Raw genomic sequence first — 17,403 nt, forward strand, 5'->3', positions numbered from 1 at the left:
AATATGATTTTTATATATGGTGACGAAAACTTTTTTGTTGATTTTTACTTAAATGAGTATTTGAAAAAAAATACTCATATTTTAAATCGCATTATTTTTGATGAAGAAGAGGATATTGACAACATTTTAGAGTCAATTAATTCAATTAGTATTTTTGACGAACTTAAAATTGTTATTATCAAAAATTCAAATTTATTGATAAAGAGTAAAAATAACGAAAAGCAACAAAAACAACTTTTAGATTCTTTAAGCAATTTAGAAGATAATATTAAAGTAATTTTTACATTTTATGATTCAAAAATTTCTAAAGTAAAAAAATCAAAAGTATTTGAGTTTCTTGAAAAAAATGCAAAAGTTAAATTAGCAAATAAAATTCTTCCCAAAGATTTAGCACCCTTTATTCATAGACTTGTACAACTGAATGGTGCTGTAATTGATAATGATGCTGTTTTTGAATTGATTACTCGTTTCCCTAATAATCTTTTTATTTTGAATAAAGAAATTGAAAAGTATTTAATTCAAAATCCTCAACACATTTCATTACAAATGGTAAAAAATGATAACAATTTCATGTCTGAAAACCCTGAGTTTGCTTTGAGTGATGCTATTATAAAAAATAATTCACCAAAAATTATTTATCGTAAATTTTTGGAACAAATTCAAAAGGGTATTGCCATTCCACTAATAATTGGACAAATTTCAAGTTTATATGAAACTTGTATCGAAATTTATCAATTGAGAAAATTTGGTTTTCGTGATCAAGAAATAAGCAATGAGTTAAAAATACATCCTTACCGCTTAAAACTAATTTCGGAATTTTATGCTCAAAAAGGAATTGAAGAAATTAAAGGAGATATTTTATTGCTGTCACAATTGGATCGAGATATAAAAGATGGGTATTTGGATGAACAAATGGCCATCGATCGATTCGTTTTAGAAATAATTAAATAAGGAATAACAATGAAATCATTTTTAAATAAGAAAAATAAAAAAATCGTTATTTATCAAATTAACACATCAACTTTTAAAGATTCAAATAAATCAGGTTATGGTGATTATAATGGGGTCATTTCTAAAATTGACGATTATATTGCCCACCTTGGAATTGATATTCTTTTAATTAATAATATTCTTGATTATTATCAATCACTTAATTCATTAAATGAAATTCACGTAAAATACGGTTCGCTTTATGAACTAAAGTCAATGATTTCAAAACTGGGATTACAAAACATACAAACAGGTGTAACAATTGAAATCGACAAAATCAAGACTTCATTTGCTAATTATCAAAGAGCACATCGTTTTTATGATTCAAACAAACAAATTGATAATGACAATGAAGAAATAAAACTTTCATCACTTGATAAATATACACTTCACGACAGCAAAAGACAAAGTAAGCTAGATTTAAATTCAAACATTGTTAGTTACTACGAAAAAATCTTACGCTTTTATGCACAGCTTGGATGCAAAGCAATAGTTTTAGAAAATGTAGAGTCTTTAAAAATGGACAATGGCAAAAATTATTCATCTGAATTAATGCAAAAATTAAAAGAGTTATATTTAATTACAAAAAGATTTGATGGTGATATTAAATTCATTATTAAAACTAATTTTATTGACAAAAAATTTGCTCTTAAAACTTTAAATTTATCAGAACCAATTTGTGACTACATTTTAATTGATCGTTTTGCATTTGTTGGAAGAGACAAAAATCACGAAAATTATTTAATTAAAAAATTTAAACCCGCTAAATTATTTAAAGATGTTACTAAATATTTCCACTATCACCAATTTATTACTTCACTAGCTTCAAATAAAGTGGGAAGAATTAATTCTCGTTGAGGTGATGAATTTTGTTTTTCGAAAGAATCTGCAAAATCGATAGCACTTTTAAACTTCGCTGCTTCAAATTCTAAATTAATTTATTATGGTGATGAATTAGGAATGCTTAAAGTTAAAATAAATACTACAAGCGATTTTAAAATTTCCGAATATAATGAAATTAAACGCAGACTTGAATCAAAAAAAATTAATCCTCAGAAATTTTTTGAATCAATGAAATATCAAAATGAAATTTCAACTAATTCAATTATGACTTGGTCTAATGAACTTAATGCCGGCTTTTCACAAAAACAAAATATTGACTTTCTAAAACCAGAAAACTTTAAACAAATTAATGTAAGAGATGAAATCAGTGATAGTGATTCCGTTTTAAATTCTTATCGCTTTTTTACTAAACAACTTCCAAATATTGCTGAATATAAAGCACTTTTAAGTGAGGGATCAGTTAGAACAAAATGCAATTTTTTAAATCCAAATATTTTAAGAATTATAAGAACATTTGGTAATCAAAAAATGATTTTTGTTATCAATCTTAGCCCTAAACCTGTAAATATTTTACTGAATTCAAAACTAGAAATTGTTTATTCAACTTATGCAAATAAAAAATATGCTCAAGTACCTAAACAGCTTGATCCATTTGAAAGTCTAATTCTTTACAAAAACGTATAAAACAAAAAAACCTCTTCGAAAAGAAGAGATTTTTTAATATTTATTTTTTAGGGTGTGTATCTATAATTATACTCTAAAATTTTTTTGTAACAACATTTAAATAATCAAAAAAAATAACTGTTTTTTATGCAGTTTTTTTTATGAACCAAATGGTTATTTTTTCTTGTAAATAATCAAAAAAAATCATTTTTTATTTTGAATTTTTTGTTTTTTTTATAGAATTACTGGCATGTATATTTGCGGATATACAAAAAATTATATTATTAAATATTTATTTTTATTAGGGGCAAAATGACTAAAAAATCAAAACTAGCACTATTTAGTGTTTTAGGTATATCAAGTGCAATCGTTGCGTTACCATTTGTAGCAGCGCAATGTGGACAAACAAATTCAAATAAGGAAGTTATTGTTAAAACAGCAGGTTACTCTGACACAATGACTAAACTTTTAGCAAAAGACGTTACTTTAGCAGGTGCATGAGGAGATGCAAGAAACTTAATTCAAGGTGACACAAAAAAAGATATCGCAATTATTGGAGCAACTGACTTCATTTCAAACGATGGGGTTCAAGCTCGTTCAACTCTTAAACAAGGTGACATCGAAGCAATTCAAACTCTTCTAATCGATGCAATTAAAAAGGCTAAATCAGGCGACGAAGCATTAAAAATTGAAATCCAAAAAGATGGAAAATCTAAAAAAGTTCAATTATTTAGTGTTTACAATCACGACTCATATTCAAAAGTTGGTTTAGATGCAAACATTTCTTACAACGTAAATGGTGACAAGAAAAAAGCATACCAAGTTACACCAGAACAAGGTAATGAATACTTTGTTATTGAAAATGGTGTTGTTAAAACAAAACCTGGAGCAAAAGAATTTAATATTGTATTTATTCCTTCTTCAGATCCAACCAACGTTACAAAAGCAACAGTTAAATTATCACAATATTTCAAAACCCAAGGAATTACAAATATTAAAATTCAAACATCAACAAGCTATGATGCAGCAGCAACACAACTAAGTTCAAATACAGTAGAACTAGCATTTCTACCAGTTGATACATGAGCAACAAAATCAGGAAAATCATCATTTATTCTACAAGCTGGACGTAATGTTCAAATAGTTGATCCTTACAAATCAGTAACAAACGTTTCTGAACCAGCTCTTGATGCGACAACACATGAAACTGTTTTAGTTGATGCAATGAATCACTATGCAGAATTCAACTCAAAAGTTGAACCTGCAAAAGCTTTATATATTTCTGATACACAAGACAAACGTCCAACAACTACTGAACACAATTTACCACAAGTATTACTAGATGCAATCAATGCAATTACTCCAGTAGCACAAGGAAGTTCAGAAACTTTACCAACAGTTGGTTACTACCGTTCATATATTTACGCACGTAAAGATTCAGAAATTTATAAACTAATTACTGAAGCAATGAAAAGAGACGGTTCAAATTGAACATTAAAATGAGACGATGTTAAAAAATACGTTAAATATGGTTACACTTCAACAACTTCTTCAGCTTCATATACATATCCTGAAAAATGATTCCAAAAACACTTTACTGGTTTTAAATCATTCAAATCACTTAAATAGAAGTTTTGAAACAAAAATTAAATATTAGCAATAACTCAAATTGAGATATTGTCTGAAATGATGTTCAAAAAACTTATCCTAACGGTAAGAAAGCTTTAACAGACATCAATTTAGCAATTAAAGAAGGCGAGTTTGTTGCTATCATTGGTCTTTCCGGAGCCGGAAAGACCACTCTTTTAAAAACAGTAAATAAGATCAATGATATATCAAATGGAAGTCTAAAAGTTGGAGATTTTGAAGTAAACGACTTAAAGGGAGTAAACTTAAGAAAATTTCGAACCAAAATTGGAATTGTTTTCCAAGGTTATAACCTAATTGAAAACATTTCAGTATTACAAAACGTTTTGGCAGCACGTCTGCCACAAATGTCAAAATTAAGATCATTTTTTGGTTTATACAAAAAAGAAGATATTAATTTAGCATATCAATCACTAGCGAAAGTAAACATTCTTGAAAATGCCTATGACCTTGCCAAAGATTTAAGTGGTGGACAGATGCAACGTGTTGCTTTAGCACGAACATTGTGTCAAAAACCTCACATTATTCTTGCTGATGAGCCTGTTGGGGCTTTAGATCCTATCATGGCAAAAAGTGTTATGGATGGTTTTTTATTTGTTAATAAATCTGAAAAAATCACTGTCTTAGCAAACTTGCACCATGTTGACTTAGCCTTACAATATGCCGATAGAATTATTGGTGTTAAAGAAGGTAAAATCGTCTTTGATGGCAGCAGTAATGATGTTGATTTAAGTGTCCTAAAAAACATTTATGGCGAAAAACTTGAACAATTTGACGTTGAACAATTTAAAGAAACAAAACGAAAACGTGAAATTATTCAAGCTGAAGTAATGCAAAAAATTAAGGAATTTAAAGAAAATGCAAACATCTAGTGAACTGTGACGTCATCGCTTTGATAAGTTCAAAGGTTACTTTCAACCTAAATTTATTGATATTGATAATCAACGCGTTACAAAAAAATTCCCATGAAGATTAATTTTTGGTTGGATTCTTGGGACAATAGCTTTTATTGTAATGCTAGTCATTTTAAAACCTAATTTTGACTCATGATCTAACTTTTGAAGTTATATCGGTAACTTCTTTAAAGTTGGAGTTAATGCGCAAATTGGTGATCAAGAAATCACTCCAATGGACACTTTTTTAACTTCATTGGATTTATTGTGAAGAACAATTATTTATTCATTAAGTGGAACTTTTTTAGGGGTTGTTATCTCAGTTCCGCTTGCGCTTTTGAGTTCAAAAAATGTTATTCGTAAAGCATATATTTATTATCCATTTCGTGCTTTAATGTCAATCGTAAGAGCAATCCCACCGATTGTTATTGCTTACATTTTTTACTTTGTTGTTTCACCTTCGCTTGCAGCAACACTAGCTGTCGCAGTCTTTGTTAGTTCACTGATGACCAAGTGACTTTACGAAGATCTAGATACTTATGATGTTTCGAATTATTACTCAATGCAAGCAATTGGTAATAACAAATATTTAGCTTTTAAAAAAGCGATTTTTCCGTACTTATTAAAAAGAATTATTTCTTATGGATTTTATTCATTCGAAATGGTTGTACGTTTTGCAGCAATTTTAAGTATTGTTGGAATTTCTACAATTGGTACTCTTTTAATCGATGATTATGGAACCCCCGATAACTTTTCACACCTTTCAATCGTGTTATGAGTTTTAATTATCTTCATGATATTCATGGAGTTTATGAATTATTTCATTAAAAAATATATTTTAGAATTTACACCGCGTAGTGCAAAACTTGATAAAACTCAGTCTCTTGATGCGCAAATTACTGAGTTAAAGACTCAAAAACCTAAAAATTATTACTGAAAAATCATTCTTGGTATTGTTACTTTTGTTTTAATACTTTATTCACTAATTCAAATTGAGTGAGCTTCAGTTAATGAAGTTAAACTTGCTTTATTTAAACAAGGAGTTAAATTATTATTTACTCCTGACTGAAGTTTATTCAGTTTAGCAACTGAAAACAACGTTATATCTCAAGGTTTAATTGCTTTTGTTATTGCAATTGTCTCTTCGGTTATTGGATTGGTTTTAGCATTATGCCTTGGTTTATTAGCTTCGAAAAATATCGTTGGTAAATTCTTATGTTTACCATTTAAATTAATAATTATTATTATTCGGGCAATTCCACCTTTTACAATGGCGCTTTTATGTCTTTTACTTGTTAAAGGTTCTGAATCATTTGCAGGTGCTTTAGCATTGGGAATTCACTCAGTAGGAATGCTCGGAAAACTAATTAATGATTCAATTGAAAAAATTGATCCAAAGATTTTACAATCACTTGATTCTGTTGGGGTTTCAAGATTTCACAAAATTAAATACGGTGTATTTAAACAGATCATGCCACAAACAATTTCTAACTTTTTATATAGAGTTGAAATTAACTTTAAAACAACAGTTGTTATTGGTGCTGTTGGAGCTTCGCCATTCGGATTTAATATTGCTATTTACTCAGCTGATATCCGTAACTGAGATAAGCTTTCAAGTTATTTAATTTTTATTATTGTTGTGTTATTAATTCTTGAACAAATTTCAAATATTATCCGTAAGAAATTAATGACTGGTTATTTCTTTTCACAAAACTTTTTCTTTGTACGTAAATGAAGAGAATATGTCAAATTAAAAGCTGTTGCAAACAGCTATGTTTATCCGCAATTAAACTATATAAATAGTTTTAAAAACTGTCAATATGTTAATGCTTTAGCGCTTCATAAGAAACTATATTTAAATTCTTCCAAATCATTAAAAGAACACAAACAAACTAATAAACAAAATGCTAAAATTTATTACACTCAATTGAAGAGTCATTATCAACAATTGCGAAAATTACAAAGTCAAGCATTTTGAGCCGAATTTAAAAAATTAATTAAAATCTATAAAGTTAATGTTTTCAAAATCTTGAAAAAATCAAAAAAAGCAATGTTAAAAACAACAAGAAAATATTTTGAAAAATTGGATGGACTAAATGCTTAATGAAAAATTTCAAAAATTTTGAGATTATATCCAAAAAGCTCAAAAAATCACTCTTTGTACTCATGTTGAACCTGATGGAGACACAATAGGTAGTGCTTTTGCACTCAAGGAATTGATTTTATTAAATACAAATAATAAGCAAGTACTGGTTTCAGGAATGGATTATCCACGAAATTTATTGTTTTTACTTGATCAAGATCAACAATTAGTTGGTGATGATTTTTTCAATAATTCACTAAAAGTTGTTGTTGATACTTCAACAAAATTACGAATCTATGACCAACGTGTTATTACAAAAGACTCATTAAAAATTGATCATCACCCGGAAGAAAATGAATGACTTTTTGAAATTGGTGGTGATCACTGGCCTGCAACTGGGCAACTTATTACTTTAATGGTTCAAGCACTAGGGTTAAAAACCAACCAAAAAATTTTACAAGCTCTTGCCAGTGCGATAATTACTGATACCGAATTCTTTCAAGAACGCAATATTTCTGCACAAACATTTGATTGCTTTAGCTTTTTGTTAAGTCAAGGACTTGACTATTCACTTTTATTAAAAAATATTGCTTTAACTAATGAAGAAAATACATTTATTTTCAATGCGTGCAAAAAACGAAAAACAAAAGGTATTGTCACATATATTATTTCTAAAAATATTGTTACTAATGATATTGCAAGACCCTTGGTTGCGGCTTTTACTCGTTTAGTTAATACAGAGGTTTCGTTAGCTATTTTAAAACGTAGTCAAGGTGATTACCGCTGTGAAATTCGTTCTAAAAACAGTTTTGATGTTTCTAGGGTTGCGTTTCACTTTGGGGGCGGTGGTCACAAAAACTCAAGTGGATTTATCATTAAAAAATTAAATGAACTGCCAAAAATCCTTGATTTTATCAATAAAAAATATTAATTTTTAACAAAAATACCACATTTTGTGGTTTTTGTTTTTTTTAAGCAAATAATCTAACAATAAAATTGACAAAAAAAACTTTTATGGTAGAATAAATATGCAATATATGAAGACAATAACTGCGTATGCTTAATTTGTTATCGAGTATAAGTTCTAAATGTATTGTATCCAAATCTAAAAAAGGAGACAAAATGAGCGATTTAAGAGATGCTAAAGTTTTAGTAGTTAATGAAATTACTGAAGCTCTTAAAAATTCTCAAGCTCTTGTTGTTGCTAAATATCAAGGTTTAAACGTTGATCAACTACAAGAACTAAGAAAAGAAGCTAAAGCTAACGGAGTAAGCGTTAAAGTTTACAAAAACAGATTATTCAAACACGCTGCCACAGCTTTAGGATACGAAGAATTGAACGATCACTTAGTTGGCGCAAACATCTACTTATTTTCAAATGCAGATGATATGCAAGCTGCTAAAGTTGCTTCAAATTTCGCTAAAAAATTCCAACAACTTGAAGTTGTAGCTGGAATTTATGAAAATCGTGTAATCGATGCTCAAGAAGTAGCAGTAGTTGCTTCACTTCCTACATATGAAGAAGCATTGATGACACTTGGAAGTTCACTACTTGCACCATTGAGACAATTATCAATTGGTCTAGATATGCTAGTTAAAGAAAACAAAATACAAGGATAGGTAAAAATAATGGCAAAATTAACAAAAGAAGAATTTATTTCATCATTAAAAGAAATGAACATTAAAGAAGTTATGGAACTTGTTGAAGGTCTAAAAGAAGAATTCGGAATTGACCCAAGTGCCGTAGCAGTTGCAGCAGCAGCAGCTCCAGCAGCAGCAGCTGAAGAAAAAACAGAATTCAATGTAACACTAAAATCAGCAGGAGATAACAAAGTTAACGTTATTAAAGCTGTTAAAGAAGCAACAGGATTAGGGCTAATGGACGCTAAAAAAATGGTTGAATCAGCTCCAGTTGTTGTTAAAGAAGGTGTTAAAAAAGAAGAAGCTGAAGACATCAAAGCAAAACTTTCAGCAGCCGGTGCAGAAGTTACAATCGACTAATTTCATAACAACATAAATACAACTAAATGGCTCTAAGCCATTTTTGTTGTTTATATAGAGCCTTTTTTAAATGTAATTTTTACATTAAAAAAGGCTTTTAAAAACTGAATACAAACAATACAATACAAACAAAATACAAAAGATAAATTTCATAATTTATTTATCAAATTATCAAAATATTTTTAAAAACACGGAGTGAATTTTATGGAAAACACAAGAAAAAAATATATTGAAAGAAAATTTGGACCAATAACAACAAGACGTGATTATTCTAAATCACCCAAAATGTTCTCAACTCCCGATTTTTTAGAATTACAAAGAAAATCAATAGCGCAATTTTTAGATGAAGGGATTGAAGAAGAATTAAACTCAGTTTATCCAATTGAAGTTCCAAACAAAATTAAAATTGAATATAAACCAAATTCAAAAGTTTTTGAACTTCCTGACATGACTGAATTTGACTCAATCAAAATTGCTAAACAAAAAGGTTCATCATATGTTGGAAAACTAAAAGCAACCTTACGTCAAACAAATACATCAACTGGTGAAACAGCTGATTATGAAGTTGTTTTTGGGGAAATTCCAATCATGACACATGGTGGAACATTCGTTATTAATGGTTCAGAAAAAGTTATTGTTAGTCAATTAATTCGTTCAACTGGTGCTTACTACGGGGTAGGAGTTAGAAATAAACAAGCTAACGACTTATTTAACAAAGTAGAAATCATTCCACAAATTGGATCATGATTAGAAATCAGTCATAAAGTAACCGGACAAAGCGTTGACTCTGTAAAAATTAAAATTGACAAAAACAAAGGACTTTACTTAACTCAATTCTTGAAAGCATTAGGATTGAATGAATCGGGAATAACTCAATTATTCGGTAATCACCCCGTGTTGCAAGAAACACTAAGAAAAGACAAAATTAAAGAAGATGATAGAGAAATGGCAATGAAAATTGCTCAAGAATCTCTATATAGAATCATTCGTCGTGGAGACAGAATGACTGACGAAAGTGTTAAGAACTTAATTCCTAACATTTTATTCAACGAAAAACGTTATGACTTAACAAGAACAGGACGTTTTACTTTAAACCGTAAACTAAATGTTATTGACCGGATTTCAAATACATTTTTAGCTCGTGATTTATACTCGGTTGAAAATGAAGATGGTGAAGTTGAAATTTTATATGAAAAAGGTTTATTCATTACACCTGAATTAGCTTTACAAATCAATGAAGACTTCAAAAACAAAAAGATTTCATTAACAAGAATTCCTGAAATTACTGAAGATGTTTATGCAAACCAATTAAAAGTTCCTGCAAATAAAGATTTATACACACGTCTATATGTTTCAGAAGTTTATATTTGACCAAACGAAAAAGCTAAAGAAAATGATGAAAACCCAATTCTTGTCATCGGAAACGATCAAAGTGCTACTGAAAAACACTTAATCATTCCTGACATTATTGCTGCAATTTCTTACTACTTTAACTTATTAGAAGGAATCGGTACTGATGATGATCCCGATTCATTAACAAACAAAAGAATTGTTACAATCGGAGAATTATTACAAAATCAATTCAGAATTGGTTTATTAAAATTAGAAAAAGTAACAAGAGAAAAAATTTCAGGAAAAGAAACTGAAAAAATTACTGCTAAAAACGTTACAAACAATAAACCAATTTATAACCAAATGAAATCATTCTTCAACTCATCTAAATTATCACAATTTATGGATCAAGTTAACCCACTTGGAGAAATTTCAAATAAACGTCGTGTAACAAGTTTAGGGCCTAGAGGACTAAACCGTGATACAGCGCAATTCGAAGTTCGTGACGTTCACTCAACTCACTACGGAAGAATTTGTCCTATCGAAACACCTGAAGGACCAAACATCGGATTGATTTTAAATATGGCTTCATATGCAAAAATCGATGAATATGGTTTCATCCAAACTCCATACTTTAAAGTAAATAATGGTGTTGTTGATTTTAATAATGTTAAATATTTAACAGCCATTGAAGAAATTAACTACACATTCGCACAATCATCAATCAATATTTCTGATGATGGGCAAATCTTGGATGATCGTGTTGTTGTTCGTAAAAACAATGACTATATCGAAGTAAACAAAGAAGAAGTGGACTACCTAGGGGTAAGTTCACGCCAAATGACTTCGATTGCCGCTAGTGCAATCCCATTCCTTGAAAACGATGATGCTAACCGGGCACTGATGGGATCAAACATGCAACGTCAAGCTGTTCCTTTAATAAAACCAGAAGCTCCTTTTGTTGCGACTGGAGTTGAAGCGGATATAGCGCGTTATTCAGCTGCAAACATCACTTCAGATAAAGCTGGAGAAGTTGTTTATGTTGATGCTTCAAAAATCTTAATTAAAGGTGAAAAAGACAAAAAACCACACGAATTTAAACTAAAAACATTCGAAAAATCAAACCAAGGTACTGTAATTCACCAAAGACCAATTGTTAAAGTTGGACAAAAAATCGAAGTTGGTGACTTATTAACTGACGGTCCAAGTATGAATAACGGAGAATTAGCTTTAGGTAAAAACGTTTTAGTCGGATTTACAACTTGAAACGGATACAACTATGAAGATGCCGTTATCTTAAATGAAAGATTAGTTAAAGATGATATTTATACATCAATCCATATTGAAGAACAAACAATTTTATTCCGCCGTTCTAAAGCTGGTGATGACATTTTAACAAGTGACATTCCAAACGTATCAAATCGTTCAAAACGTTTCTTAACTGAACAAGGAATTGTAAGAGTTGGTTCTGAAGTTAGTGCTGGGGATATTTTAGTTGGACGTATTTCACCAAAAGCTGAAGAAAACCCAAGCCCAGAAGAAAAATTAATGGCTGCAATTTTCGGTCAAAAAGCTTCTACACACAAAGATACTTCTCTAAAAGTAAAACACGGACATGCTGGAACTGTTGTTGCTGTTGATGTTTTAAGTCGTGAAAATGGTGACACATTAGAAGATGGAATTGAAAGAATCGTTAAAGTTTCAATAGCCCAAAAAAGAAAAATTAAAGTTGGGGATAAAATGGCCGGACGTCATGGAAACAAAGGGGTTGTTTCAATCGTTTTACCTGAAGAAGAAATGCCATATTTAGAAGATGGTACACCACTTGACATTTTATTAAATCCACAAGGGGTTCCATCACGGATGAATATCGGTCAAGTTCTTGAGCTTCACCTAGGTTTAGCTGCTAAAAAATTAAATACTAAATTTGTTTCACCAGTATTTGATGGAATTAGTTATAAACAAATTCAAGAAATCCAAGAAGAAGCAGGATTGGATAAATCAGGGAAAATGACAGTTTATAGTGCTCAAACAGGAGAACCATTCGATAATCCAATTTCAGTCGGAATCATGTACTATCTAAAACTTTACCACATGGTTGATGATAAGATGCATGCTCGTAGTGTTGGTCCATACTCATTAATTACTCAACAACCATTAGGGGGAAAATCTCAAAATGGGGGACAAAGATTTGGAGAAATGGAAACATGAGCTATTGAATCTTATGGAGCAACAAATGTGCTACAAGAATTACTAACATACAAATCAGATAATATTATAGGTCGTAACCACTTGTACAACGCTTTAGCAACCGGAACAAAATTACCACAACCAGGAACACCAGAATCATTTAGCGTTCTTTCATACGAACTAAGAGGATTAGGAATCAAAATGACAGTCGATGAAAAAGATCGTCATGAAGATCACGTTGGAGAATTTGAAAATATTCAAGAGCAAGGAGAAAATTGATAATGCTTAAACCTCAAAACCATAAAGAAGACAAAATCACAAATATTTCACTAGCTCTTGCTACTAGTGAAGATGTTTTAAAATGAAGTCACGGTGAAGTAACAAAACCTGAAACAATTAACTATAAAAGTTATAAACCAGAAAGATATGGTCTTTTTGATGAATTAATTTTTGGACCAATGATTGATTATCGTTGTCCAATTTGTGGAACTAAATACAAAAAAATTAATGAAAATCAAAACTGTACTAAAACTGATCTTTGTTTAGAAGAAAAATCAGTTATTTTACCAAAAATCGCACGTCGTAACCACATGGGGCACATTAAATTAAACGCTCCCGTTGTACACTTCTGATACTATAAAGTCGACCACTCAATTTTAGCTAAACTTTTAGGTCTAAAAATTGAAGGAAGAAGTAATGAATACGTAAAAAGACTTGATTTTGAAAACATCATTTACTACAAATCACACATAGTTTTAGAATCAGGTGGAATTAAAGCGCTACCTAAAAACTTAGTTATTGATGTTAACAATGCAGGACCAATCTATCGTGAAGCTTTATTAGAAATTTCTACTAAATACCAAGAAGGAACTTTCGAAAGAGAAGATATTGATGAAGCAATTAACAATTTAACTGAAAAAGCTGAATCAAAGATTGGTCAAGACTACGGAATCGATTTCTACGAATTTAATGAGATTATTGAAGAATATTCAGATGCAAAAATAGGAACTGGTTCAAAAGCAATTCAATATTTACTTGAAAATGTTGATCTTGTTGGAGAACAAAAATATGTAGAAAACGAAATTAAAGCAATTAACGAAGAAGAATATTCAACTGGTGTTGTTTCTTCTACACAAAAAACAAACCGTGAAAAACTTTATAAACGTCTACAAGTAATTAATGCATTTTTAGAAAGTGGTCAAGATCCAACAGCAATGCTAATTCAAAACTTACCTGTTATTCCTGTTGATCTTCGTCCTTTAATTCAATTAGATGGAGGACGTCACTCAACTAGTGATATTAACGAACTATATCGTCGTATCATTATTAGAAATAACCGTCTAAAACAATGAATTGAAAAAAATGCTCCAAACTTAATTATTCAAAACGAATTACGTATGATTCAAGAAGCGGTCGATGCTTTAATTGATAATGCTCGTCGTTCACCAAGTCCAGTACTTTCAAAAGACTCACGTCCATTTAAATCAATTAGTGATGCCTTAACTGGTAAAAAAGGTCGTTTTAGACAAAACTTACTTGGAAAACGTGTTGACTACTCAGGTCGTAGTGTTATCGTTGTTGGTCCAAGCTTAAAAATGCACCAATGTGGAATTCCACGTGAAATGGCTGCAAAATTATTTGAACCATGAATTATCAATGTTTTAATTGAAAAAGAAATCGCTTCAACCATTAAACAAGCTAAAAAAATGATTGAAGATCAAAACCCAGTAATTTGACCTCATATTGCTGAAGTTATTCAAGGAAGATTGGTGCTACTTAACCGTGCTCCAACCCTTCACCGTCTAAGTATCCAAGCTTTTGAACCTGTGTTAGTGCGGGGGAAAGCTATTAGATTACACCCATTAGTATGTACCGCGTTTAACGCTGACTTCGATGGGGACCAAATGGCCGTTCACGTTCCAGTTTCTGATGAGGCTTTATTGGAAGCTCGTGAATTAATGCTTGCAAATAAAAATATTCTTGGTCCAAAAGACGGAGAACCAATCATTAACCCTTCACAAGATATGATTCTTGGTCTTTACTACCTAACTCTTGAAAAAATAGGTGCTAAAGGTGAAGGTAGAGTGTTTAAAGACTTTAATCACATGATGCGTGCATATGAAGAAAAAAGAGTTGATTTACATGCTCGTGTAGCAATGCCAATCAATGCAATTAAAGATAAAGATTCAAACTTCTACAATGGAGATGACAAATATATTATTTCTTCAGTAGGTAAATTTATCTTTAACTCAGTATTCCCACGCTCATTCCCATTCATTCACAAAGCAGATATGGGTAGAACAGATGAAGAAATTCACAAAGAAACACGTGAATTTGTGCTGACAAAAGGTAGAGATATTACAAATTACATTCAATATCAATTACCAATTCAAAAAGCATTTACTAAGAAAAACATTGCTAAAATTGTTCGTAATGTATTTGACAGATATGTTTCTGTTGTATCAATTAAAGATATTGCAAGTGTAATCGACCAAGTTTCAAGTGAAAACTACAAAAACACACTTGAAAAATACATTCAATTACGTGACTATAAAAAAGATAAAATCAGTAATTTACATGCTGAACAATTAGCAGAATTTACTCAAGAGGAATATGAAAAAACAGTTGATTTAGTAAAAATCAACGAAGATTTCCGTAATGAAATTTTCTTAACACATGCTGAAAAGGCTAAAATTCTTGACAATGTTTGATTCAGATACACAAACATCGTTGCTTCAATTCTAGATAAAATTAAAGAACTTGGATTTAAATATTCAACCCAAAGTGGAATTAGTATTGCTATTAGTGATATTATTGGAACCGATAAGAAAAATGAATACATTTCTGAAGGTGATAAATATATCAATGATTTAAAACAATTCTACTCTGATGGAGAATTAACTGATGATGATCGTTATAATCTAACTATTAAAAAATGAACTGATGTTAAAGAAAAAATCCAAGATGAACTTAGAAAAGTTATTGCTAATAACACTTCAAACCCAGTTATCATGATGATTGATTCAGGGGCTCGGGGAACAATTAATAACTACGTTCAATTAGCAGGGATGAGGGGATTGATGGCAAACAACACCAAAACCCTTAAAGCCGATGCTAAAAATGACCGTGTTGTTCGTTCAACTGTTGAAGTTCCCGTTAAATCTTCATTCCTTGAAGGTCTAACCGCTTATGAATTCTATTCATCAACCCACGGGGCTCGTAAAGGTCTAACCGATACTGCGCTTAACACTGCAAAATCAGGATATCTAACACGTCGTTTAGTTGATGTTGCACAAAATATTGTTGTTAAAGAAGATAACTGTGGTTCAGATTATGGATTCGTAATTAAAGATATTCAAGATACAAAGACTGGTGCTGTTATTGTTTCAATGCTTGATCGTGTTGAAGGGCGTTTCTCAAACCAAGATATTTTAGATAAAAATGGAAACTACATTCTTCATAAAAATGAATTAATTACTCCTGATAAAGTTAAAAAATTACAATTTGCAGGAATTAAAGAAGTTGAAATTAGATCAATTTTTGGATGTAATACACGTAATGGGGTATGTAAGTACTGTTTCGGTAAAGACTTAGCAACAAATAGACTAGTTAATATTGGGGAAGCAGTAGGAATTATTGCTGCTCAATCAATCGGGGAACCAGGAACACAGCTAACCATGCGTACCTTCCACTCTGGAGGGGTTGCCGGGGTTGAAGATATTACCGGTGGGTTTACCCGTCTAATCGAGCTAATCGATGCCTATGAACAACCATGAGGAACACCAGCAGCTATTTCCGAAGTTAAAGGAGAGGTTGTTGATATCGTGGAACAAGCTGATGAAGAAGGAAAATACTTAATCAAGATTTCTACTTTAGATTCAGACAAAAAAGAATACATCCATACAAAATATGTTGAAACTAAGAAAAAACTTCGTGTTAAAATCGGAGATCAAGTTCGTATTGGTCAAAAGCTTTCAGAAGGTCCTATTATTCTAAAAGAACTTCTAAATGTTGCTGATGCACACGCGGTTCAAAACTACTTGCTAAAAGAAATCCAAAGAATTTACCGTTCACAAGGGATTGCAATTAGTGATAAATATATCGAAATCATTGTGCGTCAAATGATGTCAAAAGTTATTATTTATGAACCAGGAGACTCAAAATTCTTTGCCGGAGCACTTGTTGATATTTTTGAATACCAAGATGAGTGCGGTAAACTTTTAAGTCAAGGTAAACGTCCAGCATTTGGAAAAGTAATCATCAAAGGGGCAAAACAAACACCTCTTCTAAGTGATTCATTCCTAGCTGCTGCTTCATATCAAGAAACAACCAAAATTTTAGTTCATGCTGCAATTTCTAACCAAGTTGATCCACTAGAAGGATTAAAAGAAAATATTATTGTTGGTAAAAAAATTCCAGCAGGAACAAACTTCTTCCCAATTGAAGAAAGTTCAAAATATGATATTAAATCATTTGGTAGCTATTTTGCAAAAGACTTTAATGATGAAGAAAGTCTTGAATTAGATTCAGAAATTAACGAAGACATCGAAACAGAACTAAGTGAAATAAATAATCATTCATTTACAGAAGAAGTTGAATTCGAAGACTTTGATGATTCAGATAATTATTCAGACGAAGAATAATAATTTAAAATCCACTAATCAGTGGATTTTTATTTTAACTTTTGATTCAATTATTTTTTTAATGTAAATACTTGACTAAATATTTACATTAGCTGAATCCTTATCATAATTATTTGCT

General features: G+C 30.6%; 10 protein-coding genes. All 10 read left to right on the forward strand.

Annotation, left to right across the window (positions count from 1 at the left end; all coding sequences use genetic code 4):
* Positions 1–3: 3 nt before the first annotated feature.
* The 10 genes from holA to JV175_RS04295 all read left to right on the forward strand — a co-directional run bounded on the left by holA (position 4) and on the right by JV175_RS04295 (position 17,285).
* Positions 4–951, forward strand: coding sequence for a DNA polymerase III subunit delta (holA, locus tag JV175_RS01085; protein WP_205498464.1), 948 nt, complete (start codon positions 4–6; stop codon positions 949–951).
* 9 nt (positions 952–960) lie between these two features.
* Complete coding sequence (locus JV175_RS01090) at positions 961–2,517, forward strand: alpha-amylase family glycosyl hydrolase (RefSeq protein ID WP_205498466.1); 1,557 nt, start codon at positions 961–963, stop codon at positions 2,515–2,517.
* 291 nt (positions 2,518–2,808) lie between these two features.
* Positions 2,809–4,125: a substrate-binding domain-containing protein gene (locus JV175_RS01095; protein ID WP_205498468.1), complete on the forward strand. Its 1,317-nt coding sequence runs from the start codon at positions 2,809–2,811 to the stop codon at positions 4,123–4,125.
* A gap of 5 nt (positions 4,126–4,130) precedes the next feature.
* Positions 4,131–5,015 (forward strand): phosphonate ABC transporter ATP-binding protein, encoded by an 885-nt coding sequence (gene phnC / locus JV175_RS01100; protein WP_308699414.1) that lies wholly within the window; start codon positions 4,131–4,133, stop codon positions 5,013–5,015.
* Positions 5,002–7,140 (forward strand): PhnE/PtxC family ABC transporter permease, encoded by a 2,139-nt coding sequence (locus tag JV175_RS04285; protein ID WP_205498470.1) that lies wholly within the window; start codon positions 5,002–5,004, stop codon positions 7,138–7,140. The genes phnC and JV175_RS04285 overlap by 14 nt, the downstream gene beginning before the upstream one ends.
* Positions 7,133–8,050 (forward strand): DHH family phosphoesterase, encoded by a 918-nt coding sequence (locus JV175_RS04290; RefSeq protein WP_205498472.1) that lies wholly within the window; start codon positions 7,133–7,135, stop codon positions 8,048–8,050. The genes JV175_RS04285 and JV175_RS04290 overlap by 8 nt, the downstream gene beginning before the upstream one ends.
* Positions 8,051–8,241: 191 nt before the next feature.
* On the forward strand, positions 8,242–8,739 hold the full coding sequence (gene rplJ / locus JV175_RS01115) for a 50S ribosomal protein L10 (protein ID WP_205498474.1): 498 nt from the start codon (positions 8,242–8,244) through the stop codon (positions 8,737–8,739).
* A gap of 9 nt (positions 8,740–8,748) precedes the next feature.
* Entirely contained in the window at positions 8,749–9,120 is a 372-nt protein-coding gene (gene rplL, locus JV175_RS01120; RefSeq protein ID WP_205498476.1) for a 50S ribosomal protein L7/L12, read from the forward strand.
* Between the two features lie 204 nt (positions 9,121–9,324).
* On the forward strand, positions 9,325–12,924 hold the full coding sequence (gene rpoB, locus JV175_RS01125) for a DNA-directed RNA polymerase subunit beta (protein ID WP_205498478.1): 3,600 nt from the start codon (positions 9,325–9,327) through the stop codon (positions 12,922–12,924).
* Positions 12,924–17,285 carry a DNA-directed RNA polymerase subunit beta' gene (locus JV175_RS04295; RefSeq protein ID WP_205498479.1) on the forward strand — a complete coding sequence of 1,454 codons (4,362 nt, stop codon included), beginning with the start codon at positions 12,924–12,926 and terminating at the stop codon, positions 17,283–17,285. Before rpoB ends, JV175_RS04295 begins: the two co-directional genes overlap by 1 nt.
* Positions 17,286–17,403: the final 118 nt, after the last annotated feature.

This window comes from [Mycoplasma] gypis (genome assembly GCF_016924775.1).
In the GTDB taxonomy this organism is placed as follows: domain Bacteria; phylum Bacillota_I; class Bacilli_A; order Mycoplasmatales; family Metamycoplasmataceae; genus Metamycoplasma; species Metamycoplasma gypis.